Origin of the sequence: Roseateles sp. DAIF2 (assembly GCF_015624425.1) — a bacterium.
Lineage (GTDB): Bacteria > Pseudomonadota > Gammaproteobacteria > Burkholderiales > Burkholderiaceae_C > Kinneretia.
This window is the reverse complement of record NZ_CP049919.1, coordinates 3,965,187-3,986,803: the sequence shown is the minus strand read 5'-3', so window position 1 is coordinate 3,986,803 and position 21,617 is coordinate 3,965,187. Positions and strand designations below refer to the sequence as shown.

Annotated in this window: 19 protein-coding genes and 2 tRNA genes; 11 read left to right on the top strand and 10 right to left on the bottom strand. The window is 70.3% G+C overall.

What is annotated here, in order from left to right; translation table 11 throughout:
* The first annotated feature begins 12 nt into the window (after window positions 1-12).
* A tRNA-Arg gene (locus G8A07_RS18480) sits at window positions 13-89 on the top strand.
* A gap of 113 nt (window positions 90-202) precedes the next feature.
* A tRNA-Arg gene (locus G8A07_RS18475) sits at window positions 203-279 on the top strand.
* A gap of 69 nt (window positions 280-348) precedes the next feature.
* Here the strand turns inward: G8A07_RS18475 and G8A07_RS18470 are convergent.
* Window positions 349-1,485 carry a CaiB/BaiF CoA-transferase family protein gene (locus G8A07_RS18470; protein WP_249937047.1) on the bottom strand — a complete coding sequence of 379 codons (1,137 nt, stop codon included), beginning with the start codon at window positions 1,483-1,485 and terminating at the stop codon, window positions 349-351.
* A gap of 43 nt (window positions 1,486-1,528) precedes the next feature.
* Between G8A07_RS18470 and greB the strand changes: the two genes are divergently transcribed.
* Window positions 1,529-2,095, top strand: coding sequence for a transcription elongation factor GreB (greB, locus tag G8A07_RS18465; RefSeq protein WP_195793465.1), 567 nt, complete (start codon window positions 1,529-1,531; stop codon window positions 2,093-2,095).
* 117 nt (window positions 2,096-2,212) lie between these two features.
* Here greB and G8A07_RS18460 read toward each other — a convergent pair whose 3' ends face one another.
* The 4 genes from G8A07_RS18460 to G8A07_RS18445 form a co-directional block, all read right to left on the bottom strand.
* Complete coding sequence (locus G8A07_RS18460; protein ID WP_195793464.1) at window positions 2,213-4,513, bottom strand: bifunctional (p)ppGpp synthetase/guanosine-3',5'-bis(diphosphate) 3'-pyrophosphohydrolase; 2,301 nt, start codon at window positions 4,511-4,513, stop codon at window positions 2,213-2,215.
* Between the two features lie 121 nt (window positions 4,514-4,634).
* Complete coding sequence (rpoZ, locus tag G8A07_RS18455; RefSeq protein ID WP_077036989.1) at window positions 4,635-4,838, bottom strand: DNA-directed RNA polymerase subunit omega; 204 nt, start codon at window positions 4,836-4,838, stop codon at window positions 4,635-4,637.
* Between the two features lie 22 nt (window positions 4,839-4,860).
* Window positions 4,861-5,481: a guanylate kinase gene (gene gmk / locus G8A07_RS18450; RefSeq protein ID WP_195793463.1), complete on the bottom strand. Its 621-nt coding sequence runs from the start codon at window positions 5,479-5,481 to the stop codon at window positions 4,861-4,863.
* 61 nt (window positions 5,482-5,542) lie between these two features.
* Window positions 5,543-6,484 carry a LysR family transcriptional regulator gene (locus G8A07_RS18445; RefSeq protein ID WP_195793462.1) on the bottom strand — a complete coding sequence of 314 codons (942 nt, stop codon included), beginning with the start codon at window positions 6,482-6,484 and terminating at the stop codon, window positions 5,543-5,545.
* A 117-nt stretch (window positions 6,485-6,601) separates the two neighbouring features.
* Here G8A07_RS18445 and G8A07_RS18440 point away from each other — a divergent pair, with 117 nt between their 5' ends.
* Both G8A07_RS18440 and G8A07_RS18435 read left to right on the top strand, forming a co-directional pair.
* Window positions 6,602-7,615, top strand: coding sequence for an NAD(P)-dependent alcohol dehydrogenase (locus tag G8A07_RS18440; protein ID WP_195793461.1), 1,014 nt, complete (start codon window positions 6,602-6,604; stop codon window positions 7,613-7,615).
* A 58-nt stretch (window positions 7,616-7,673) separates the two neighbouring features.
* The gene (locus tag G8A07_RS18435; RefSeq protein ID WP_195793460.1) at window positions 7,674-7,904 is read left to right on the top strand and encodes a DUF2789 domain-containing protein; all 231 of its coding nucleotides are present in this window, start codon (window positions 7,674-7,676) and stop codon (window positions 7,902-7,904) included.
* A 16-nt stretch (window positions 7,905-7,920) separates the two neighbouring features.
* Here the strand turns inward: G8A07_RS18435 and G8A07_RS18430 are convergent, their stop codons facing one another.
* From G8A07_RS18430 to G8A07_RS18420, 3 genes are read right to left on the bottom strand one after another with little or no spacing between them, the layout of a single operon-like run.
* Window positions 7,921-8,415, bottom strand: a complete 495-nt coding sequence (locus G8A07_RS18430; RefSeq protein ID WP_195793459.1) for an SRPBCC family protein — start codon at window positions 8,413-8,415, stop codon at window positions 7,921-7,923.
* Window positions 8,412-8,771, bottom strand: coding sequence for a helix-turn-helix transcriptional regulator (locus G8A07_RS18425; RefSeq protein ID WP_195793458.1), 360 nt, complete (start codon window positions 8,769-8,771; stop codon window positions 8,412-8,414). The genes G8A07_RS18430 and G8A07_RS18425 overlap by 4 nt, the downstream gene beginning before the upstream one ends.
* Window positions 8,740-9,414: a glutathione S-transferase family protein gene (locus G8A07_RS18420; RefSeq protein WP_195793457.1), complete on the bottom strand. Its 675-nt coding sequence runs from the start codon at window positions 9,412-9,414 to the stop codon at window positions 8,740-8,742. The genes G8A07_RS18425 and G8A07_RS18420 overlap by 32 nt, the downstream gene beginning before the upstream one ends.
* 186 nt (window positions 9,415-9,600) lie before the next feature.
* Here G8A07_RS18420 and G8A07_RS18415 point away from each other — a divergent pair, with 186 nt between their 5' ends.
* From G8A07_RS18415 to G8A07_RS28175, 6 genes are all read left to right on the top strand, one after another.
* On the top strand, window positions 9,601-11,250 hold the full coding sequence (locus tag G8A07_RS18415) for a rhodanese-like domain-containing protein (RefSeq protein ID WP_195793456.1): 1,650 nt from the start codon (window positions 9,601-9,603) through the stop codon (window positions 11,248-11,250).
* 86 nt (window positions 11,251-11,336) lie between these two features.
* Complete coding sequence (locus G8A07_RS18410) at window positions 11,337-11,552, top strand: hypothetical protein (protein WP_195793455.1); 216 nt, start codon at window positions 11,337-11,339, stop codon at window positions 11,550-11,552.
* Window positions 11,553-11,979: 427 nt separating this feature from the next.
* Window positions 11,980-13,206 carry a glycine betaine/L-proline ABC transporter ATP-binding protein ProV gene (gene proV, locus G8A07_RS18405; protein WP_195793454.1) on the top strand — a complete coding sequence of 409 codons (1,227 nt, stop codon included), beginning with the start codon at window positions 11,980-11,982 and terminating at the stop codon, window positions 13,204-13,206.
* 19 nt (window positions 13,207-13,225) lie between these two features.
* Entirely contained in the window at window positions 13,226-14,359 is a 1,134-nt protein-coding gene (proW, locus tag G8A07_RS18400; protein ID WP_195793453.1) for a glycine betaine/L-proline ABC transporter permease ProW, read from the top strand.
* On the top strand, window positions 14,356-15,405 hold the full coding sequence (proX, locus tag G8A07_RS18395; protein ID WP_195793452.1) for a glycine betaine/L-proline ABC transporter substrate-binding protein ProX: 1,050 nt from the start codon (window positions 14,356-14,358) through the stop codon (window positions 15,403-15,405). Before proW ends, proX begins: the two co-directional genes overlap by 4 nt.
* A gap of 121 nt (window positions 15,406-15,526) precedes the next feature.
* Complete coding sequence (locus tag G8A07_RS28175) at window positions 15,527-17,065, top strand: methyl-accepting chemotaxis protein (RefSeq protein WP_195793451.1); 1,539 nt, start codon at window positions 15,527-15,529, stop codon at window positions 17,063-17,065.
* On the opposite strand, the gene G8A07_RS18385 is transcribed toward G8A07_RS28175, so the two are convergent.
* Together G8A07_RS18385 and G8A07_RS18380 are read right to left on the bottom strand one after the other, a co-directional pair.
* A complete protein-coding gene (locus tag G8A07_RS18385) occupies window positions 17,062-18,468 on the bottom strand; it encodes an efflux transporter outer membrane subunit (RefSeq protein WP_195793450.1) in 1,407 nt (468 codons plus the stop codon). The genes G8A07_RS28175 and G8A07_RS18385 overlap by 4 nt on opposite strands.
* The gene (locus G8A07_RS18380) at window positions 18,465-21,614 is read right to left on the bottom strand and encodes an efflux RND transporter permease subunit (RefSeq protein WP_195793449.1); all 3,150 of its coding nucleotides are present in this window, start codon (window positions 21,612-21,614) and stop codon (window positions 18,465-18,467) included. The genes G8A07_RS18385 and G8A07_RS18380 overlap by 4 nt, the downstream gene beginning before the upstream one ends.
* Window positions 21,615-21,617: the final 3 nt, after the last annotated feature.

Below are 21,617 nucleotides of genomic sequence, written 5' to 3'. Positions count from 1 at the left end.
TTCAAGGCTTCGGCGGCTGTAGCTCAGTTGGATAGAGTACTTGGCTACGAACCAAGGGGTCGTGGGTTCGAATCCTGCCAGCCGCACCAGAATATCGAGAGGGTCGAGAAGAAATTCAAGACGCTCTCGGGATTCAGAAAGTCAGGTCAATGCCTTACCACGACGAGGCGGTGACCGAAGTAGAAAGTGAAAGTTAAGTCGTGCGGCTGTAGCTCAGTTGGATAGAGTACTTGGCTACGAACCAAGGGGTCGTGGGTTCGAATCCTGCCAGCCGCACCAAATAACAAGAAACGGACAAGGGCCTGTGAGCGATCACAGGCCCTTCGTCTTTTCCGGCTTCGCTTTCTGTCAAGCCGTGCCGGCCAGGCGCTCGATCGCGCCGGCCTCCAGCCCCAGCTCGGCCAGCAGTTCGCGCGTGTGCGCACCGGCGGCCGGACCCACCTGCGGCGCGCGCGGCGGGGTGCGCGAGAAGCGCGGCGCGGCCGCCGGCTGCCATTGACCCGGCGCCACCTCGACGAAGTTGCCGCGGGCACGCTGATGCGGATGTGCCGCCGCCTCGGCCAGGCTCAGCACCGGCGCCGCGCAGGCGTCCGTGCCCTCCAGCAGCGCGGCCCATTCGTCGCGGTTCTTCTCGCGCAGCCGGGCGGCCACGCGCTCGCGCAGGCGTGGCCAGTCCTGCGCGCGGTACTGTCGGGCGGGATCCTCGTCCTCCAGCCCGAGTCGCTGCAGCAACTCGCGGTAGAAGGGCGGCTCGATCGCACCCAGGCTCAGATGGCCGCCGTCCGCGCATTCGAAACAATCGTAGAAGGGCGACTGGTGCAGGAAGAAGTTGCGCGCCGGATCGTCGCTCCACAACCCGCCGCCGCGCAGCGAATGGATCAGCGCCGTCAGGCAGGAGACGCCGTCCACCATCGCCGCGTCGACCACCTGGCCGCGGCCCGAGCGCCGCGCCTCCAGCAGCGCGCAGACCACGCCGAAGGCCAGGAACATCGCGCCGCCGGCTATGTCGCCCAGCAGGGTCGCCGGCAGGCTGGGCGGAGTGCCCGCGCGCGTCGCGATCGACAGCGCGCCGGTCAGCGCCACATAGTTGATGTCATGGCCGGCCGCCTGCGCCAGCGGGCCGGTCTGGCCCCAGCCGGTGACGCGGCCGTAGACCAGACGCGGATGCGCGGCCTCGAAGTCCGCCGGCCCCAGGCCCAGGCGCTCCATCACGCCGGGTCGGTAGCCTTCGATCAGCGCATCGGCGCCCAGCACCAGGGCGCGCACCGCGGCCAGCGCCTCGGGCTGCTTCAGGTCCAGGCAGATCGAGCGCTTGCCGCGGTTCATCGCCTCGCCGGCGCCCAGGGTGCGCAGCGCGGCGGGGCGCTCGATCACGACCACCTCGGCCCCCATGTCGGCCAGCAGCATGCCGGCGAAGGGCCCGGGCCCGATGCCGGCGAACTCGACCACGCGCAGTCCGCTCAGGGGGCCGGATGGCGCCATCATGCTTGTCTCCTCGGGGCTTTTTGATGGCGAGACAATACACGCCATGAGCAAGGCATTCACCAAGGAAAGCACGCAGGACGAGGACGACGAGGACATCGGCCTGCCGGCCCTGCCGCAGGGCACGCGCAACTACATGACGCCGCAGGGCTATGCGCGGCTGCGCGCCGAGTTCATGGAGCTGCTGGATGTGGAGCGGCCCAAGATCGTCGAAATCGTCTCCTGGGCCGCGAAGAACGGCGACCGCTCGGAGAACGGCGACTACCTCTACGGCAAGAAGCGCCTGCGCGAGATCGACCGCCGCCTGCGCTTCCTGACCAAGCGCCTGGACATCGCCGAGGTGGCCGACCCGAGCGCCCACCATGGCAGCGACCAGATCTTCTTCGGCGCCACCGTCACCTATGCCAACAGCCGTGGCGAGGAGCGCACGATCACGATCAAGGGTATCGACGAGAGTGACAGCCTGGCCGGCGAAGTGTCATGGATCTCGCCGATCGCGCGCGCGCTGCTGAAGGCGCGGGAGGGCGACGAGGTGCAGCTGATGACGCCGGGCGGCGTCGAGCGCTTGGAGGTGCTGGAGGTCAGCTACCCGGCACCCGGCCGGCCGGATTGAGTCGTTCGCCGGGCCGCCCCAAGAACGACTCCGGCCGACGGTTGTTGGGGCTGCCCCATGGCCGTCGGCATCCCCTCGGGGGATCGCCCGCGTACCCGCGGGCGAGGGGCCTCAGGTTCAGGCCTGGGGCTTGACGCGCCAGACGCGCAGCACGGAGGGGCTGCGCTTGAGGGTGCGCAGCACATCGGCCAGGTGCAGCCGGTCGCGCACCGACAGCAGCAGGCTCATCTCGGCCGTTTCGCGCTGCTGCGACTCGTCGCTCATCGAGATATGGGTGATGTCGGCCTCGGCGGCGCTGACGGCCTGCGCCACCTGCGCCAGCACGCCCTTGCCGTTGTTCAGCAGCACGGAGACGCCGGCCTCGAAGCTGCGGCTCAGCTCGTCGGCCCAGCTGACCGCGATCCAATGCTCGGCATCGCGCTGAAACAGGCGCCGGCCGACCGCGCATTCGGTGGTGTGCACCACCAGGCCCTCGCCGCGGCCCAGATAGCCCTTGATCTCGTCGCCGGGAATCGGGCGGCAGCAGGGGGCCAGGCGCACCGAGGCGCCCTCGCTGCCGTCCAGCATGACCTGACCCTGGGCCGGCGCATCGTCGTGGACGAAGCGGCCCATGCTGAGCATCACCGCGTCCGGCCGCTGGCCCTGCTCGGCCAGCATGCGGGCCAGTTTTTTTGCGACGATGGAGGCGATCTTGCGCCCCAGGCCCACCTCGACCAGCAGTTCGTCGACATGGCGGTTGCCGGCCCAGCGCGCCAGCTGCTGCCAGAGCTGGGCGGCGGCCTGCTCGTCGTCGTCCAGGCTGGGCAGGGCCAGGCCTTCCGCGCGCAGCGCCTGGGCCAGCATCTTCTCGCCCAGGTCGCGCGACTCTTCCTGCTCCAGGTTCTTCAGGAAATGGCGGATCTTGGAGCGGGCGCGGCCGGTGCGCACGAAGCTGAGCCAGGCCGGGTTCGGCCGCGCGCCGGCGGCGGTGACGATCTCGATCACGTCGCCGCTGCGCAGCTCGGTGCGCAGCGGCACCGGCTCGCCGTTGATCTGCGCGGCCACGCAATGGTCGCCGACGTCGGAGTGGATCGCGTAGGCGAAGTCCACCGGCGTCGCGCCCTTGGGCAGGGCCATGATCTTGGACTTGGGCGTGAAGACGTAGACCGCGTCGGGGAACAGGTCGATCTTGACGTGTTCGAGGAACTCGTTGGCGTCGCGCGTCTCGTCCTGGATGTCGATCAGCGACTGCAGCCAATGCGCGCCCAGCTGCTGGGTGGCCTGGCCGTTCGGATGCTGGGCGCTGCTCTTGTACATCCAATGCGCGGCCACGCCCTTTTCGGCCACCAGGTGCATGGTCTCGGTGCGCATCTGGAACTCCACCGGCGTGCCCAGCGGGCTGACCAGGGTGGTGTGCAGCGACTGGTAGCCGTTGGGCTTGGGGATCGCGATGTAGTCCTTGAAGCGGCCCGGCTGCGGCTTGTAGAGCTGGTGCAGCACGCCCAGCGAGAGATAGCAACTGGGCAGCTCGTCGACGATGATGCGGAATCCGAAGATGTCGCTCACCTGCGCGAAGCTCAGGTGTTTGTCCTTCATCTTCTTGTAGATCGAGAACAGGGTCTTCTCGCGGCCCTGGATCTCCACCTTGATGCCGGCCTCGGTGAAGGCCTTGACCACGTCGCGCTCGATGCGCGAGACCAGGTCGCGGCGGTTGCCGCGCGCCTTGCCGATCGCCTTGGACAGCGCGGCATGGCGCCAGGGGTTGATGAAGCTGAAGGAGAGCTCCTGCAGCTCGCGGTAGATCTGGTTCAGACCCAGGCGATGCGCGATCGGCGCATAGATGTCCAGGGTCTCGCGTGCGATGCGGCGCCGTTTGTCCGGCGCCATCGCGCCCATCGTGCGCATATTGTGCAGACGGTCGGCCAGCTTGATCAGGATCACGCGCACGTCGCGCGCCATCGCCAGCAGCATCTTGCGGAAGGACTCTGCCTGCGATTCCTCGCGGGTCGAGAACTGCAGCTTGTCCAGCTTGGTCAGGCCGTCGACCAGCTCGGCGGTCGGCGCCTCGAAGCGCTCGATCAGCTCGGCCTTGGTGACGCCGCAGTCCTCCATCGAGTCGTGCATCAGCGCCGCCATGATGGCCTGGGCGTCCAGGCGCCATTCGGCGCAGATGCCGGCCACCGCGATCGGATGGGTGATGTAGGGCTCGCCGCTGGCGCGCATCTGACCCAGATGGGCCTCGTCGGCGAACTTGTAGGCCTCGCGGATGCGCTTGATGTCGGCCTTGGGCAGATAGGCCAGGCGATGCACCAGCGCGTCGAACGAGGCCGCCTCGGCCGGGCTGGGCTCGGCGGCGGGCGGGGTGCGCAGGCTGGGCAGCCCCCCGGACAGGCCGGACAGGGCGGCGGGCAGGGAGGCGGCAAATGATCGGAGACCCATGCTTGGAATTTAACCGATCGCTGCCCCTGCGTCGGGCATGAGGCCAAGCCCGGCGTTCCCTAAAACGACAACGGGCGCCGAGGCCTTGCGGCCCGGGCGCCCGAGTGGGGGCGGGTGCGGCTTAGACCGGCACCTTGCGCAGCATCTCGACGCCGACTTCGCCGGCGGCGATCTCGCGCAGCGCGGTCACACCGGGCTTGTTCTTGCTTTCGATCTTGGGCGTGTGGCCCTGGCTCAGCATGCGGGCGCGGTAGGTGGCGGCCAGAACCAGCTGGAAGCGGTTGGGGATCTTGGTCAGGCAATCTTCGACGGTGATGCGGGCCATGGCGGTTTCCAGGTCTTGTGGTTCAGGGGAGATCGAGCGCGCGGAACACGGCGGAGCGGTTGCGGCGCTGGGCGGCGTATTTTAACCGCTGTGCGTGGACAATGGTTTTCAGGTCGAAAACCGCGGTGTCGAACACCGCGTTGACCACCACGAAATCGAAATGCTGGGCCTGCGCCACCTCAACGCGGGCATTGGCCATGCGCTGGGCGATCACCTCGGGTGCGGTGTCGCCACGGCGGTTCAGGCGCTGCATCAGTTCCTCCCAGCTGGGCGGCAGGATGAAGATCAGCACCGCGTGGGGGAACAGCTGCTTGATCTGCAGCGCGCCCTGGAAATCGATCTCCAGCACCACGTCCTCGCCATCGGCCAGGCGTTTCTCGATGCCGGCGCGCGAGGTGCCGTAGAGGTTGCCATGCACCTCGGCCCATTCGAAGAAGTCGCCATGCGCCACCTTGGCGCGGAACTCGTCGGGGCTGATGAACCAGTATTCGCGGCCATGCTGCTCCTGGCCGCGCGGCCCGCGGGAGGTGTGCGAGACCGAGACCGCCAGCTTGGCGTCCAGCTCCAGCAAAGCCTTGACCAGACTGGACTTGCCGGCGCCGCTGGGCGCGGCGACGACGAACAGATTGCCGGGATATTCCATGTGAGAAGAGCGCGCAAAGAGGGCTCGGGTGGATTCCTAAGCCCATGATTTGCAAGCAATTTTAACCCGAGCTCGGCCAAGCCTCCGGCGCCGGCAGGCGCGCGGCCAGGAAATCGACGAAGGCGCGGCGTTTTGGCGCGCGGTGGCGGTCCGGATGCCAGACGGCCCAGAGCTCGGCCGGCACCGGCGCTTCGGCCTCCCAGCCGGGCAGCAGTCGGCGCAGCCGCCCCTGGTCCAGGGCCGACTGCGCCAGGTGCCGCGGCAGCAGGACCGGGCCCAGCCCGTCCAGCGCCGCGGCGAGCAGCACCTCGCTGCTGTTGACCATCAGCCGGGTCCGCACCGGCAGCTCGATGCGCCGGCCGTCGGCCGGGTGCAAAAAGCGCCAGGGGCGCTCGCTGTCGCCATCGCCGTACTTGAGGCAGTCCAGGGTCAGCAGCGCCTGCGGGTCGTCCGGCGGCAGGCGCAGCGCGGGTGCCGCGCACAGCAGGTAGTCGATGCGGCCGAGCCGGCGCGCCACCAGGCCCTCGGGCAGCACGCGGGCCTGACGGATCGCCAGCTCGTAGCCCTCGTCGGTCAGCTCCACCGGCCGGTCGCTCAGGTGCAGACGCAGGCGCAGACCCGGGTGAGCGTCCAGGAAGGCCGGCAGCAGCGGTGCCAGCACCTGCTTGCCCCAGGCCACCGGGGCACTGATGCGCAGCAGCCCCTGCGGCCGCCGGGCCAGCTCGGCCACCGTGGCATGGGCCTCGCGGCATAGCGCCGTGGCGCCGGCGGCGCGCTCGAAGAAGGCCTGACCGGCATCGGTCAGACCCAGCCGGCGCGTCGTGCGCCGCAGCAGCTGCACGCCCAAGGCCTGTTCCAGCTGCGTCAGCTGCTTGCTAACGGCGGACTTGCTGAGCGCCAGCCGCTCGGCCGCCGCGGTCAGGCTGCCGGCCTCGACCACGCTGGCGAAAACGGCTAGCGCCGCCATGCGTTCATGCAGCGCCAGGGTCGGGTCCGATGCCATGAGTTTTGTTTCCTTGGGGAAACGATCAGTATCCGCCAGGCGGCTTGTGGACGCAGCGGGCGGGGTCAACACTGGCCGCTCGAGCGACAAGCAAGGAAGCGAATGACGACGACGACCATGACGACGATGAGAGCGCTGCAGCTGCAGCAGTTCGGCCCGGATGGCCTGCGCGAGGTCCGCCTGCCGATGCCGGAGCCCGGCCCGGGCGAGGTGCTGGTGCGGCTGCAGGCGGTGGCGCTGAACCACCGCGACCTGGAGATCGTGAACGGCCGCTATGCGATGCCGGTGAGCCTGCCGTTGATCCCGGTGTCGGACGCGGTGGGCGAGGTGGTGGCGCTGGGGCAGGGGGCCACGGCGTTCGCCGTTGGTGAGCGGGTATCGCCGCTGTTCTTTCCCGACTGGCAGGACGGCGCCTTTGAGCCGCGCTTCTTCGCCGGCCAACTGGGCGCCGGGCGCGACGGCATGTACCGGGAGTATGTGGCGCTGCCGGAGCGCGAGCTGGTGCGGGTGCCGCGCCATCTGGGTGCGGCCGCGGCCTGCCTGCCGATTGCCGCGCTGACGGCCTGGCGGGTGCTGGACGAGGCCGGGCTGCGACCCGGCCAGCGGGTGCTGGTCCAGGGGCTGGGCGGCGTGTCGCTGTTCGTGCTGCAGCTGGCGCCGCTGTTCGGCCTGCAGACCCTGGTGGTGGCCGCCGATGCCACGCGGGCGGCGCGCGCCGCGGCGCTGGGCGCCGATCTGTGCATCGACCGCGGCCGCCATTCCGACTGGGGCGAGCAGGCCCTGGTCCTGACCGGCGGGCGCGGCGCGGATCTGGTCGTCGAGGTCGGCGGGCGCGCCAGCTTCGCCCAGTCGGCCCGGGCGCTGGCGGTCAACGGCAGCATCGCGATGGTCGGCTACCTGGGCGGGGCGGAAATCGCGCTGGACATCAAGAGCCTGTTCATCGCCAAGCGCGCGCGGCTGCTGGGGCACACGGTCGGCTCGCGGCGCGATTTCGAGGCGCTGAACCGGGCGCTGGAGGCGCACCGCGTCGAGCCGGTCATCGCGCGCGAGTTCGGCTGGTCCGAGCATGGCGAGGCCTTCGCGCTGCTGGCCGAGGGGAAACTGGTGGGCAAGCTGCTGATCCACTTCTGAGCCGGGCGGCCGATGCGCTACGCTTGGCCTTCATCGTCGTCCGACCGGGAGCCCGCAGATGGAAGCCATGTTCCACCGTTTCTCCGAGCTGTTCGAGCAACTCGGCCTGCCGTCGAGCGAGGCTGAGATCCGGCAATTCATCCGCTCGCATGGACCCCTGCCGCCGGGCACGCCGGTGGCCGAGGCCAGCTTCTGGACGCCGGCGCAGGCGCAGCTGCTGCGCGATGAGCTGCGCCAGGATGCCGACTGGGCCGAGGTCGTCGACCAGCTGAACCTGGCCCTGCACTGAGGCCGCGGGCCGGTGCTCAGCCGGTGGGTGCGGCGTCGGCCACTTCCAGCAGCAGCCGGTCCAGTCCCTCCGCGGTGCCGCGGCGGCGCATCTCGAGATCCTCGTGGCCGTCCAGATAGGCCAGTTGCTCGGTCAGGCGCAACAGGGTGCCGGCTGGCGCGGCCTCCTCGAACTCGACCGTGACCAGCGAGGCCGACAGCGAGCGGCCGTCGGCCACCATCGTGTAGGCGAACAGGATGCGCGCCGCCGGCAGGATCTCCAGGAACACCTTCTCGATCTCCAGCAGCCGGCCGTCGGGCAGCCGGGCCCGGTAGGACTCGCGGCCGCCGACGCGGAAGTCCACGCGGTAGTCCAGGCTGCCGTTCCCGGCATGGCAGTCGGACCAGCGCCGCTTGGCCTCGGGGTCGGCCCAGGCGCGGAACACCCGCGCCGGCGTGGCCGGCAGCGGCCGCTCCAGCACGAAGCTGGTGTGCCGGGCGCTGCGTGGGGTCGGGTCGGTCAGCGTCGTCATTCCTGGTCTTCCTCCTGCGTGTCTCTCAGATAGGCCTCCAGCCGGTCGAACTGGCGCTGCCATTGCGTCTTGCGCTGCGCGACCCAGTCCTCCAGCGCGCCGAAGGCCTCGGGCGCGATGCGGTAGGTGCGCACCCGGCCGCTTTTCTCGGAGCAGACGATGCCGCCGGCCTCCAGCAGGGCCAGATGCTTCAGCGCCGAGGGCAGGGCGATGCCCAGCGGTTTGGCCAGCTCGGACACCGAGGCCGGCCCGGCGCTGAGCCGGTCGACCATGCCGCGCCGGTTGCCGTCGGCCAGCGCGACGAACAGGCGGTCCAGCCGGGCCTCAGGCGGGGCGATAGCGTGCGGGGAGGGCATGGCGCAACGGGTAGAGATGGAAATAGGGGCGGGCCTCGTCCAGCACGCGCTGCACCGAGGGCCGCGCCAGCAGGCGCTCCAGATAGGCCGCCAGCACGGGGGCATCGGCCGGCAGCGGCTCGACGATCACCGCGTAAAACAGGGCCGGGGCAGCGGCGCAGTCGGCCAGCGAGAAACGTTCGCCGGTGGCCCAGGCGCGGCCGGCCAGGCGCTGCTCCAGCATGCCGTAGGCCTGGCGCAGCTCGGCCCGGGTGGCCGCCAGGGTCAAGGCATCGCGCTCGGCCTCGGGCCGCAGCCATTGCGCGACATGGCGCTGCATCGGCTGCATCACATAGAGGTCGAACAGCCGGTCGCACAGGCGGATCTCCAGCCGCTGCTCGGCATCGCCGGCCAGCAGTGCCGGCGCCTCGGGATGCAACTGCTCCAGATACTCGATCTGGATCGTGGTCTCGGGAATGGTGCGCCCGCCGGCTTCCAGCAACGGGATCTTCAGCAGCGGCCAGCGGGCCGCCAGCTGCGCGCGCTCGTCGGCATCGCCCAGGTTCACCAGGCGCGGCTCGAAGGTCAGGCCCTTCTCATACAGCGCAATCAATGCCTTCCAGCAGAAGGAGGACAGCGGGTGGTAATGCAGCACCAGGCTCATGCGGTCTCCAATAGTTTCCTGATTGGCTAAGTTTAAGCATGAAAACCGGAGCAGGGGAAGTGCCGCCGCGGCCCATCGTGCGGGACCGTGGCCGGGCCCTTGTTTCTGTCGGTTCGTCAGCTGCCGCTCGCCGTCGGGCTCGTTCGGGGAACACAGTGGCGCGCCGATCCCAACGAGGAGAGTCCGATGAGCCTGACATCCTGGCGCCGCATCCTGCTCTGCGGCCTGATGAGTCTGATGGCGTTCGCGAGCCGGGCCGCGGACGGACGCGAGCGCCTGGTCGATGTGGCCTGGCTGCAGGCGCATCGCGAGCAGGTGCTGCTGCTGGACGCCTCGTCCACCAGCGCCCATCGCGCCGGCCATATCCCGGGCGCGGTCAGCGTGGACCTGTACAGCTATGGCGTGCGCGAGCCCTCGCGCGCCGAGATGGCGCAGCGCATCCGCTCCTGGGGCGTCGGCGCGGGGCGCCGCATCGTGATCTACGACCAGGGCGGCGACATGATGGCGCCGCGCCTGTTCTACGACCTCTACTACCACGGCATGCCGGCCGAGGCGCTGGCGATCCTGGACGGTGGTCTGCACCGCTGGCGCGCCGCCGGCGGCGCGGTCAGTACCGAGCCGACGCCGGCCCCGGCGCCCGGCGACTTCACGCCCAGCGCCACGCCGCGCGAGGAGCAGCGCAGCCGCCTGCCGGAGTTCCTGGCCGCCACCGGCGACCGCGGCCGCCAGGTGCTGGTCGAGGGGCTGGAGCCGGCCTATCACTATGGTGCGCAGCGCTTCTTCGACCGTCCCGGCCATGTGCCGCATGCGGTGCTGATGCCCGGCCGCGACTTCTTCAACGAGGACAAGACCTTCAAGTCCAGCGCCGAGATCCGGCGCATGGCGCGGCATCTGGGCGTGCGGCCCGAGCAGGTGGTGCACAGCCATTGCGGCGGCGGCGTCGCGGCCGCCGTGCCCTGGTTCGCGCTGCATGTGCTGGCCGGCTATCCGCAGGTCAAGCTGTACCTGGAGTCGCAGCATGAATGGCTGCGCGACGACCGCGGGCTGCCCTACTGGACCTATGGCGAGCCACAGCTGCGGCGCGAGGCCGGCTGGGTGAACGGCTGGAACGGCGCGATGCTGCGCGCCTTCGATGCGGCGCGGCTGAACATCGTCGATGTGCGCGAGCCCGGCGCCTATGCGCAGGGCCATCCGCCCTTCGCGCTGAACCTGCCGGCCGCGCGCCTGCGCGAGCTGCTGGGCCGGCCGGCCGAGCTGGCCGCGCTGCTGGGGCCCGCCGGCGTGCAGCCGGCCCATGAGGTGGTGCTGATGAGCGACAGCGGCGTGACGCCGGACGCGGCGCTGGCCTTCCTGGCCTTCGAGCAGCTGGGCCAGAAGGTCTCGCTGCTGACCGAGTCGGTGGACGACTGGGGCCTCAAGGGTTTCGAACTGACCAAGGAGCCGACCCGCGTCGGCGCGCGGCGCGGCCTGCGCGATATGGCGGTGCCGGCGGCCCGCTACGAGGCGGCGCCGCTGGCCGAGCGCTCGCGGCCCGATCCGCTGCTGGCCGATGCGCGCGCGGCGCGCGGTGAGTACCCGCCGGTCTTCGTCGCCTCCGGCCGGGCGCTGCCCGCGGCCGCGCCCGAAGGTCAGGTCTTGCATCTGCCCTATGCCGAGCTGCTGACCGCCGAGGGCCAGCCGAAGACCGCCGGCGAGCTGTGGCAGCGCATCGAGCGCGCCGGCGTGCCGCGCTATGCCCAGATCGTGTTCTATGCCGACGACCCGGCCGAGGCGGCGGTCAACTACTACCTGTTCCGGCTGATGGGCTGGCCCGACATCAGGGTCTGGCTACGCTGAGCCGGGCATCATCCCTCGTGGTGTCCCCGATTTGATGGACATTCGGCGCGAGCTGGGCGAGACTGGTCTGCATCAGGGAGAGCAGCATGCAGCAAGTCCGACGCTCCGACGTTCCGGCCCCTGCGCGGCCGGGCCATGGCCCCGATGAGACCTTGCCCGCCTACGGCATCATGGCGCGCAGCCAGCAGTTGCTGCGCAGCCTGGCCCAGGGGCGACAGCTCTCGCATTCCCTCGACGGCCTGGAGGTCCAGGATTCGACCTGGGACGACTACCTGGACTGCTGCAGCCGACAGAAGCCCTGAATGGCGGCCGGCCCGGCGCCGGCTTGACCAAATCATGCTTGAAAGTTATCATCTGGCATCACAAGACGATCAATAAGTTATTTGATCGCCCTGCGCTACTTGCGGACCACTCGCGTCCCATCGCGGCGCAGCGTCACCCGCCGGGCCCCGCCCGGCATCTCCGGCCGGACCTTTCCGGCCCCATTGCCACGCCAGGCTTCTCCGGGCGGCGCCCCTCGACCAGGCCCGCCGATCCGCGATGAAGCCGCCGCTGGGTACTGGTTTCGCCAGCTCGACGTCTTCGGTGCCCATCGGCAGCCCTTGAGGCCCGCCGGTGCCGCTGCCTGCCCGCAGTTCCCGCGCGCTCCCCGAGGGTCGGTGGCGTGGTCGCCGCCGTCTTGCCGGACGGCGCCCATTCATCGCTGCATGAAGGAAAGGAGCTGGGTTCATGGCCCAAGGAATACTCATCGACCATGTCTTCAAGGTCTTCGGCGACCGCCCGGAGCAGGCCCTGGCGCTGGTCCGGCAGGGGCTCACGAAGCAGGAGATCCTGGCGCGCACCGGCCAGTCGATCGGCGTGTTCGACGCCAGCTTCGAGATCCAGGCCGGCGAGATCTTCGTCATCATGGGCCTGTCGGGTTCGGGCAAGTCGACCCTGGTGCGGCTGCTGAACCGGCTGATCGAGCCCAGCGCCGGCCGCATCGTGATCGAGGGCGAGGACATCAACGGCCATTCGGATGCGAAGCTGCGCGCGCTGCGCCGCAAGGACATCAGCATGGTGTTCCAGTCCTTCGCGCTGATGCCGCACATGACGGTGCGCGACAACACCGCCTTCGGCCTGGAGCTGGCCGGCGTCGGCCGAGCGCAGCGCCTGCGGCAGGCCGACGAAGCCCTGGCCCAGGTGGGCCTGGCGGGCTGGGGCGACAAGTATCCCGACGAGCTTTCGGGCGGCATGCAGCAGCGCGTCGGCCTGGCGCGTGCGCTGGCCGCGGACCCGGCGATCCTGCTGATGGACGAGGCCTTCTCGGCGCTGGACCCGATCATCCGCACCGAGATGCAGTCCGAGTTGCTGCGCCTGCAGCAGGTGCGGCGCCGCACCATCGTCTTCATCTCGCATGACCTGGACGAGGCGATGCGCATCGGCGACCGCATCGCGATCATGAAGGATGGCCGCGTGGTCCAGGTCGGCACGCCCGACGAGATCCTGCGCCAGCCGGCCGACGACTTCGTGCGCAGCTTCGTGCGCGGCGTCGACGCCGCCGCGGTGTTCAAGGCAGCGGACATCGCGCGCCAGCCGCTGACCGTGGTCTCCGAGCACAGCGACCGCGGCGCGCGTGCCGCGCTGAAACTGCTGGAGGACCAGGACCGCGAGTTCGCCTATGTGGTCAGCCCGTCCAAGCGCTATCTGGGCACGGTGTCGGCCGATACCCTGCGCGCGGCGCTCGATGGCCATGTCGGCCCGCTGGGCCTGCAGCATGCCTTCCTGCCCGGCCTGCCGCTCCTGGCCGCGGACGCGCCGGTGGCCGGCCTGTTCGGCCAGGTGGCGCAGGCGCCCTGCGGCCTGCCGGTGCTGGCCGGCGACGGCCGCTTCTGCGGCGCGATCAGCAAGACCACGCTCCTGAAGTTCCTCGACCGCGACACGCCGCCGATCGAGGCTGCGGCCGCCCCTCATTGATGCGAAGGAATCGTCCCCGATGAACGACAACGCCACACCGGTCGACCTGGCGCCCGCGCTCGAGCTCGCGCCCCCCGCCGACCTCATACCCACCGAGCCGCCGCTCGATCCCTGGCAGGCGATGGCCGCCGTGCCCGACGATGCCGCCGCCCAGGCCTGGCTCGACCTGCCGGCCGCTGCCGGGCCCGATGCGAGCCTGCTGCAGCAGCTCCAGGACGGTTCCTTGCCGATCGAGGCCTGGATCAACCAGGGCCTGGCCTGGGCGGTCGAGCATGGCCGCCCGCTGTTCCAGGCGCTGCGGCTGCCGATCGACGGCACCCTGAACGGCGTGCAGGGCGCGCTGCTGGCGCTGCCCGCGCTGCCGATGATCGCGCTGATCGGCCTGCTCGCCTGGCAGTTCGCCGGGCGCAAGCTGGCGCTCGGCAGCGTGCTGTCGCTGCTGCTGGTGGCGGCGCTGGGCATCTGGCCCGAGGCCATGGTCACCTTGTCGCTGGTGCTGACCTCGCTGCTGTTCTGCCTGCTGGTGGGTCTGCCGCTGGGCGTGCTGCTGGCCAGCAGCGACCGGGCCGAGCGCCTGATGCGGCCGCTGCTCGACGCGATGCAGACCACGCCGGCCTTTGTCTACCTGGTGCCGGTGGTGATGCTGTTCGGCATCGGCAATGTGCCCGGCGTCATCGTGACCATCGTGTTCGCGCTGGCGCCGCTGGCGCGCCTGACCAATCTGGGCCTGCGCCAGGTGCGGCCGGACCTGATCGAGGCGGCCCGTGCCTACGGCGCCTCGCCCTGGCAGATGCTGTCCAAGGTGCGGCTGCCGCTGGCCATGCCCTCGATCATGGCGGGCATCAACCAGGCGCTGATGCTGTCGCTGTCGATGGTGGTGATCGCTTCGATGATCGCGGTCGGCGGGCTGGGGCAGATGGTGCTGCGCGGCATCGGCCGGCTCGACATGGGCCTGGCCACCGTCGGCGGCCTGGGCATCGTGCTGCTGGCCATCACCCTGGACCGCCTGACCCAGGCGCTGGGCCGGCCGCGCCGCGCCAGCGGGCGCCGCTGGTGGCAGACCGGCCCCAGCGGCCTGGCGCTGCGCGGGCTGCGGCGCCTGCTGGGCCCGGCGCCGCAAGCGGGCGCCGCGGCGCGGGAGGTGAGGGCATGAGGCGGCTTTGTCATTCCACGCGGCGCCTGTTCGCCGCCGGCCTGCTGCTGCTGGGACTGCTGACGCAGGCCCAGGCCCAGGCCCAGGCCCAGCTGCTGCCGGGGCAGGGCGTCACGGTGCAGCCCCTGAAGAGCTCGCTGGCCGAGGAGGCCTTCCAGACCCTGCTGGTGATGCGCGCGCTGGAGCGGCTCGGCTACACGGTGCTGCCGATGAAGGACCTGGAGCCCGCCACCGAGCATCTGGCCATCGCCAACGGCGACGCGACCTTCATGGCCAACCATTGGCAGCGCCTGCATGCCGACTTCTACAAGAACAGCGGCGGCGATGCCAAGCTGGTGCGCCGCGGCAGCTATGCGGACGGCGCGGTGCAGGGCTATCTGATCGACCGGCAGACGGCCGAGCGCTACGGCATCACCCATCTGGACCAGCTGCGGGATCCGGCGATCGCCCAGCTCTTCGATGCCGACGGCGACGGCCGGGCCGACCTGACCGGCTGCAATCCCGGCTGGGGCTGCGAGCTGGCGATCGAGCAGCACCTGAGCGAGCACCAGCTGCGCGAGCGCATCACGCATCGGCAGGGCAGCTATGCGGCGCTGATGGCCGACACCATCGCCCGCTTCAAACAGGGCCAGCCCATCCTCTACTACACCTGGACGCCCTACTGGGTCAGCGCGGTGCTGCGGCCGGGTCGCGACGTGGTCTGGCTGCAGCTGCCTTCCACGGCCGCGCCCGGCATCGCCGACACCCGGCTGGAGAACGGCCGCAACTACGGCTTCCTGGCGGACCGCGAGCAGATCGTCGCCAACAAGGACTTCGTCGCGAAGAACCCGGCCGCCGCCAAGCTGTTCGAGGTGATGAGCCTGCCGATCGCCGACATCAATGCGCAGAACCTGCGCATGAGCCAGGGCGCCAACTCACCGCAGGATGTGGAGCGCCATGCCGAGGGCTGGATCCGCGCGCACCAGGCGCTGTTCGAGGGCTGGATCGAGCAGGCCCTGCTCGCGGCCGAGCCAACTTTGGCACGGACTGCGCCGCAGACGCCCTGATTCGCGGGGCCCGCCGCGCACCTAGCTACGGGTTTTTGCTCATGGGAAGGCAGCAAGGGCTGCCGATGATCAAGGCAGGGAGTACAGATGGACGGCGATGCCGCCGCATTGAAAGACTCCTATGAATCGACTCAGCATCCGAGGACGGCTGATCCTGATGGTCGCCGTGCTGCTGACCCTGCTGGCGGCCAGCGCGGCGCTCGGCATCCACAACTCGCGACAGGCCAGCGCGACCCTGGGCGGCCTCTACAACGATCGGGTGCTGCCGCTGCAGCAGCTGAAGGCGGTGTCCGACGGCTATGCGGTCGGCATCGTCGATGCCGCGCACAAGACCCGCGACGGCGCCTTTTCCAGTGCGGAAGGCATCAAGGCCGTCACCGAGGCGCGCGCCGCGATCGACAAGGCCTGGCGCGCCTACACCGGCACGCAGCTGATCGAACAGGAGAAGGCCCTGATCGCCAAGGGCCAGGCCCTGTTCGGCCGCGCCGACGCGGCCACCGAGCGCCTGATGGCCCTGATGCGCGCCAATGATGTGGAGGGCCTACGTGCCTTTGCCGGCAAGGAGCTGTATCCGGCGATCGACCCGCTCGCCGATGTGGTCGGCGCGCTGATCCAGGTGCAGCTGGACGTGGCGGCGCAGGACTATCAGGCCAGCGTCAAGACCGCCGGCACGGTGCTGTGGTCCAGTCTGGCCGGCATCGCCGTCGCGCTGGGCCTGGGTCTGGTGATGGCCTGGACCATCATCCGCTCGATCATCACGCCGCTGAACACCGCGATCTCGCTGGCCCAGGCGGTCGCCGCCGGCGACCTGCGCACCCGCATCGACGTCGTGCAGACCGACGAGACCGGGCGGTTGCTGGGCGCGCTGAAGGCGATGAACGAGAACCTCTCCTCGATCGTCGGCCAGGTGCGCGCCAGCGCCGAATCGGTGGCGACCGGCTCCTCGCAGATCTCCAACGGCAATGCCGACCTGAGCCAGCGCACCGAGCAGCAGGCCGCGAACCTGGAGCAGACCGCGGCCTCGATGGAGCAGCTGACCGCGACGGTCAAGCAGAACGCCGAGACCGCCCGCGCCGCGACCCAGCTGGCCACGCTGGCCTCGCAGGCGGCGCTGGAGGGCGGCGGCGCGGTGCAGGAGGTGGTGCACACGATGGCCGAGATCAGCGTCGCGTCGCGCAAGATGTCGGACATCATCGGCGTCATCGACGGCATCGCCTTCCAGACCAATATCCTGGCGCTGAATGCAGCGGTGGAAGCGGCACGCGCCGGCGAGCAGGGGCGCGGCTTTGCGGTCGTGGCCGGCGAGGTGCGGACGCTGGCACAGCGCAGCGCCACCGCGGCCAAGGAGATCAAAACCCTGATCGGCGACAGCGTTTCGCGGGTCGAGACCGGCAGCAGCCTCGCCGGCACGGCCGGCCAGACCATGAGCGACATCGTCGAGCAGTTCCAGAAGGTCACCGCGCTGATCAAGGAGATCAGCGCGGCCAGCGTCGAGCAGAGCCAGGGCATCGACCAGGTGGGCGACGCGGTGCAGCAGCTGGACCAGGTCACGCAGCAGAACGCCGCCCTGGTCGAGGAATCGGCCGCCGCGGCCGAAAGCCTGAAGCATCAGGCCCAGCACATGATGGAGGTCGTCTCGACCTTCCGCCTGCCGGGCTAACGTCCCTCGGCGCTCCAGCGCCCGCCCAGGGTACGCAGCAGCGCGACCCGGTTCGCCTGCTCGGTCTGGCGCAGGTTCACCAGGCCCTGCTGGGCGGTGGCGAGCTGGCGCTGGGCGTCCAGCAGCTCCAGCTGGCTGCTGCCGCCCAGGCGGTAGCTGCTCTCGGCCAGGCGCAGGCTCTGCTCGGCCGCCTCGACCTGGGCCTGCTGGGCCTGCAGGCGCTCGGCCAGCCCATCGCGCAGCGCCAGCGCATCGGCCACCTCGCGGAAGGCCGATTGCAGCGCCGCCTCGTAGCCGGCCAGGGCCTGGCTGCGGCCGGCCTCGCTGACCTCGACCTGGGCGGCGCGGGCGCCACCGTCGAAGAGCGGCAGGTCCAGCTGCGGCAGCAGGCTCCAGAAGCCGCTGCCGCTCTTGAACAGGCCGTCCAGCTCGGGGCTGCGCGTGCCGGCGCTGGCCGTCAGGGTCAGGCGCGGAAAGCGCGCCGCGCGCGCCGCGCCGACATCGAAAGCCGCGGCCTGCAGCTGTTGCTCGGCGGCGCGCAGGTCCGGACGCTGCAGCAGCAGCTCGGCCGGCAGGCCCGGCGGAATCGCGGGCAGGGCGGTGACGGCCTGCTGCGCCTGCGCCGCGGGCAGCAGCGCATCCGGCAGCGGCTGGCCGGCCAGCAGCTCCAGCTGCAGGCGTGCCTGGGTCACCGCGCCCAGGCTGCGCGTGGCCTCGCCGCGCGCGGCCTCGTAGGCGGTGCGGGCGCGGGCCCGCTCCAGCCCGGAGGCGGCGCCCAGCTGGTGGCGCTGCTCGGTCAGGTTCAGGCTGCGCTGCTGGCTGTCGCGCAGCTGCTCGGCCAGCTGCAGGCGCTGCTGTTCGGCGGCCAGCGTGAGCCAGGCATTGGCCACCTCGGCGACCAGGGAGAGGCGCGCGCTGCGCTGCGTCTCCTGCTGGGCCAGGTAGCGCGCGAGGGCCGCGCCCTCCAGGCTGCCCAGGCGGTCGAACAGGTCGATCTCGTAGGCGGGCAGGCCCAGGCTGACGCTGTAGCTGCTGGCGGTGGCGCCGCCGGCCGCGCGCTGGCGGCCCGCCGCGGCGCTGGCATTCAGATCCGGGATGCGCTCGGCCTCGGCGATGCGGTACTGGGCCCGCACCCGCTCGACCGCGGCGGCGCTGGCGCGCAGGCTGCGGTTCTGCGCCAGCGCGATGCCCACCACCTGGCGCAGCCGCACATCGGCGAAGAAGCCGTCCCATTCATGGGCCAGATCGGCCGGCACCGCGGTGCCTGCCGTCGCGGCCGGGCGGAAGTCCTCGCGCAGCGGCGGCGTGCTGTGTTCGCGCGGCGGCACCAGGCTGCCGCAGCCGGCCAGCAGCAGGCTCGCGGCGAGCAGGGTCAGGTGTTGCTGTTTCTTCATCTGCTTCATGCCTGCACCTCCGTGGCCGCGTCCGCCGCCGGCTTGCGCCGGCTGAAGCGCTGCTTGACCCAGAGGTAGAACAGCGGCACGAAGAAGATGCCCAGCACCGTCGCGCTGGCCATGCCGCCCAGCACGCCGACGCCGATCGCGCGCTGCGAGCCGGAGCCGGCGCCGGTCGAATAGGCCAGCGGCAGCACGCCCATCATGAAGGCCAGCGAGGTCATCAGGATCGGCCGCAGGCGCTGCCGGCAGGCCTTCAGGGTGGCGTCCAGCAGGCTCATGCCCTGGGCCCGCAGGGTCTCGGCGAACTCGACGATCAGGATCGCGTTCTTCGCCGACAGGCCCACCGTGGTCAGCAGGCCGACCTGGAAGAACACATCGTTGTTCTGCCCGCCCAGATGGCTGGCCGCGAGCGCGCCGATGATGCCCAGCGGCACCACCAGCATCACGCTGAAGGGCACCGACCAGCTCTCGTACAGCGCGGCCAGGCACAGGAAGATGAACAGCACCGAGACCGCGTAGAGCATCGGCGCCTGGTCGCCCGAGAGGCGCTCCTGGTAGCTGCGGCCCGACCATTCGAAACCGACGCCGGGCGGCATCTCGCGCAGGATCTGCTCCATCGCCCGCATCGCCGCGCCCGAGCTGACACCCGGCGCCACGTCGGCCTGCACCTCGTAGGCGGCGCTGCCGTTGTAGCGCACCAGCTGGCGCGGGCCGTTCATCCAGCTGCTGCTGGCGAAGGCGCTGAACGAGACCATCTCGCCGGCGCTGTTGCGCACATACCAGTGGCGCAGGCTGTCGGGCGTGGCGCGGTAGGCGGCCTCGCCCTGCACCAGCACGCGCTTGACGCGGCCGCGGTCGATGAAGTCGTTGACATAGCTGCCGCCCAGCGCGATCGACAGGGTGTCGTTGATCGTCGCGGTGCCGATGCCCAGCACGCCGGCCTTGTGGTCGTCGATATTGATCTGCAGCTGCGGCGTCTCGGCCAGGCTGTTGATGCGGGCGCGGTTCAGCTCGGGGCGCTTGTTGGCCTCGTCGATCAGCTGGTCGCGCGCGGCGGCCAGGGTCTCGGTTCCGACGCCGCCCAGGTCCTGCAGGAACAGCTGGATGCCGGCGCTGCCGCCCAGGCCGCGCACGGTGGGCGGCTGCAGGATGAAGACGTTGGCATCGCGCACCCGCTTGCCCAGCTCGCGGCTGAAGCGCTCGGCCAGCGCGCCGGCCGCCTGGTTCGCCTCGGGGCGCTCCGGCCAGTCCTTCAGGCGGATGAAGCCCTGGCCCGAGCCCTGGTCGCCGTTGGCGCCACGCACCAGGTTGTAGAACATCACCTCGGGCTGTTCGGCCAGATAGCTTTCGATGCTCTGCGCCACCAGCTCCATGCGCTCGGCGGTCGCGCCCGGCGCCATGCGCACCTGGATCTGCAGGCCGCCCTGGTCCTCGTCGGGCAGGAAGGAGGTGGGCAGGGTCTTGTAGAGCGCGGCCATGCCGCCGATCAGCAGCAGGTAGACCAGAAAGCTGCGCACGCCGCGCGCGGTGAGCCAGCGTACCTGGCCGACATAGCGGCCGGTGAAGCGGTCGAAGTGGCGGTTGAAGCCGCCGAAGAACCAGTCCAGCTGCTTGCCGAAGGGCCCGCCATGGGCCGCATGCTCGCCCTTGTGCACCGGCTTCAGCAGGGTCGCACACAGGGCGGGCGACAGGCTCATCGCCACCAGCACCGACAGCACCATCGCGCTGACCACGGTGATCGAGAACTGGCGGTAGATCACGCCGGTCGAGCCGCCGAAGAAGGCCATCGGGATGAACACCGCCGACAGCACCACCGCGATGCCGACCAGCGCGCCGCTGATCTCCTTCATGCTGGCGCGGGTAGCGTCGCGCGGGCTCAGGCCTTCCTCGCGCATCAGGCGCTCGACGTTCTCGACCACGACGATCGCATCGTCCACCAGCAGGCCGATCGCCAGCACCAGGCCGAACATGGTCAGCGAGTTGATCGAGTAGCCCGCCGCCGCCAGCACGCCGAAGGTGCCCAGCAGCACCACCGGCACCGCGATCGCCGGCACCAGGGTCGCGCGCAGGTTCTGCATGAACAGATACATGATCGCGACGACCAGCACCATCGCCTCGATCAGGGTCTGCACCACGCCCTTGATCGAGACGCTGATGAAGGGCGTCGTATCGAAGGTGACCGTGGTCTTCATGCCGGGCGGGAAGAAGGGCTCCAGCTCGGCCAGCTTGGCCTTGACCGCATCGGCGGTCTTCAGCGCATTGGCGCCGCTGGCCGGGAAGATGGCCATGCCGGCGGCGGTCTGGCCGGTGCTGCGGATATTGGTGGTGTAGCTGTCGCGGCCCAGCTCGACCTTGGCGACGTCGGAGAGGCGCAGCGCCGAGCCGTCCGGCTGCACGCGCAGCACGATGGCGCGGAACTGCTCGGCCGTCTGCAGCTTGGCGCGCGCGGTGATGATGGCCGTCAGTCGCTGGCCCTCGGGCGCGGGCAGGGCGCCGATCTGGCCGGCCGAGACCTCGGTGTTCTGCGCCAGCAGCGCGTTGCGAATGTCGCCCGGCACCAGCGCATAGCGCTGCAGCTTGGCCGGGTCCAGCCAGATGCGCATCGCATAGCCGGAGCCGAAGATGTTGACGTCGCCGACGCCCTCGATGCGGCTGATGATGTCCTGCAGGGTGCTGGACAGGTAGTCGCCCAGGTCGGCGGAAGTGACGTTGGGATCGTCGCTGGTCAGCGTGACCACCATCAGGAAGTCGGTGCCGGCCTTGGTGACGCGCACGCCCTGGGCCTGCACCGCCTGCGGCAGGCGCGAGATCGACTGCGCGACCTTGTTCTGCACCTGCATCTGCGCCAGGTCGGGGTCGGTGCCGGCGACGAAGCTCAGCTGGGTGCTGGCACTGCCGGCGGCGCTGCTGCTGGACTCGATCGAGAACAGGCCGTCGATGCCCTTCAGGTTCTGCTCGATCACCTGGGTGACCGAGTCCTCGATCGCCTTGGCCGAGGCGCCGGGGTAGCTGGTGTTGATCGAGATGCGGGTCGGCGCGATGTCGGGGTAGCGTTCCAGCGGCAGGGTCAGCACCGCGCCGGCGCCGGCCAGCATGATGATGATCGCGATGACCCAGGCGAAGATGGGCCGGTCGATGAAGAAGGAGGCCATGGT

Excerpts from the sequence above, each read along its gene's own strand:
- G8A07_RS18470 (WP_249937047.1), bottom strand. The coding sequence starts at position 1,485 with ATGATGGCGCCATCCGGCCCCCTGAGCGGACTGCGCGTGGTCGAGTTC.
- greB (WP_195793465.1), top strand. The coding sequence starts at position 1,529 with ATGAGCAAGGCATTCACCAAGGAAAGCACGCAGGACGAGGACGACGAG.
- G8A07_RS18460 (WP_195793464.1), bottom strand. The coding sequence starts at position 4,513 with ATGGGTCTCCGATCATTTGCCGCCTCCCTGCCCGCCGCCCTGTCCGGC.
- rpoZ (WP_077036989.1), bottom strand. The coding sequence starts at position 4,838 with ATGGCCCGCATCACCGTCGAAGATTGCCTGACCAAGATCCCCAACCGC.
- gmk (WP_195793463.1), bottom strand. The coding sequence starts at position 5,481 with ATGGAATATCCCGGCAATCTGTTCGTCGTCGCCGCGCCCAGCGGCGCC.
- G8A07_RS18445 (WP_195793462.1), bottom strand. The coding sequence starts at position 6,484 with ATGGCATCGGACCCGACCCTGGCGCTGCATGAACGCATGGCGGCGCTA.
- G8A07_RS18440 (WP_195793461.1), top strand. The coding sequence starts at position 6,602 with ATGACGACGATGAGAGCGCTGCAGCTGCAGCAGTTCGGCCCGGATGGC.
- G8A07_RS18435 (WP_195793460.1), top strand. The coding sequence starts at position 7,674 with ATGGAAGCCATGTTCCACCGTTTCTCCGAGCTGTTCGAGCAACTCGGC.
- G8A07_RS18430 (WP_195793459.1), bottom strand. The coding sequence starts at position 8,415 with ATGACGACGCTGACCGACCCGACCCCACGCAGCGCCCGGCACACCAGC.
- G8A07_RS18425 (WP_195793458.1), bottom strand. The coding sequence starts at position 8,771 with ATGCCCTCCCCGCACGCTATCGCCCCGCCTGAGGCCCGGCTGGACCGC.
- G8A07_RS18420 (WP_195793457.1), bottom strand. The coding sequence starts at position 9,414 with ATGAGCCTGGTGCTGCATTACCACCCGCTGTCCTCCTTCTGCTGGAAG.
- G8A07_RS18415 (WP_195793456.1), top strand. The coding sequence starts at position 9,601 with ATGAGCCTGACATCCTGGCGCCGCATCCTGCTCTGCGGCCTGATGAGT.
- G8A07_RS18410 (WP_195793455.1), top strand. The coding sequence starts at position 11,337 with ATGCAGCAAGTCCGACGCTCCGACGTTCCGGCCCCTGCGCGGCCGGGC.
- proV (WP_195793454.1), top strand. The coding sequence starts at position 11,980 with ATGGCCCAAGGAATACTCATCGACCATGTCTTCAAGGTCTTCGGCGAC.
- proW (WP_195793453.1), top strand. The coding sequence starts at position 13,226 with ATGAACGACAACGCCACACCGGTCGACCTGGCGCCCGCGCTCGAGCTC.
- proX (WP_195793452.1), top strand. The coding sequence starts at position 14,356 with ATGAGGCGGCTTTGTCATTCCACGCGGCGCCTGTTCGCCGCCGGCCTG.
- G8A07_RS28175 (WP_195793451.1), top strand. The coding sequence starts at position 15,527 with ATGAATCGACTCAGCATCCGAGGACGGCTGATCCTGATGGTCGCCGTG.
- G8A07_RS18385 (WP_195793450.1), bottom strand. The coding sequence starts at position 18,468 with ATGAAGCAGATGAAGAAACAGCAACACCTGACCCTGCTCGCCGCGAGC.
- G8A07_RS18380 (WP_195793449.1), bottom strand. The coding sequence starts at position 21,614 with ATGGCCTCCTTCTTCATCGACCGGCCCATCTTCGCCTGGGTCATCGCG.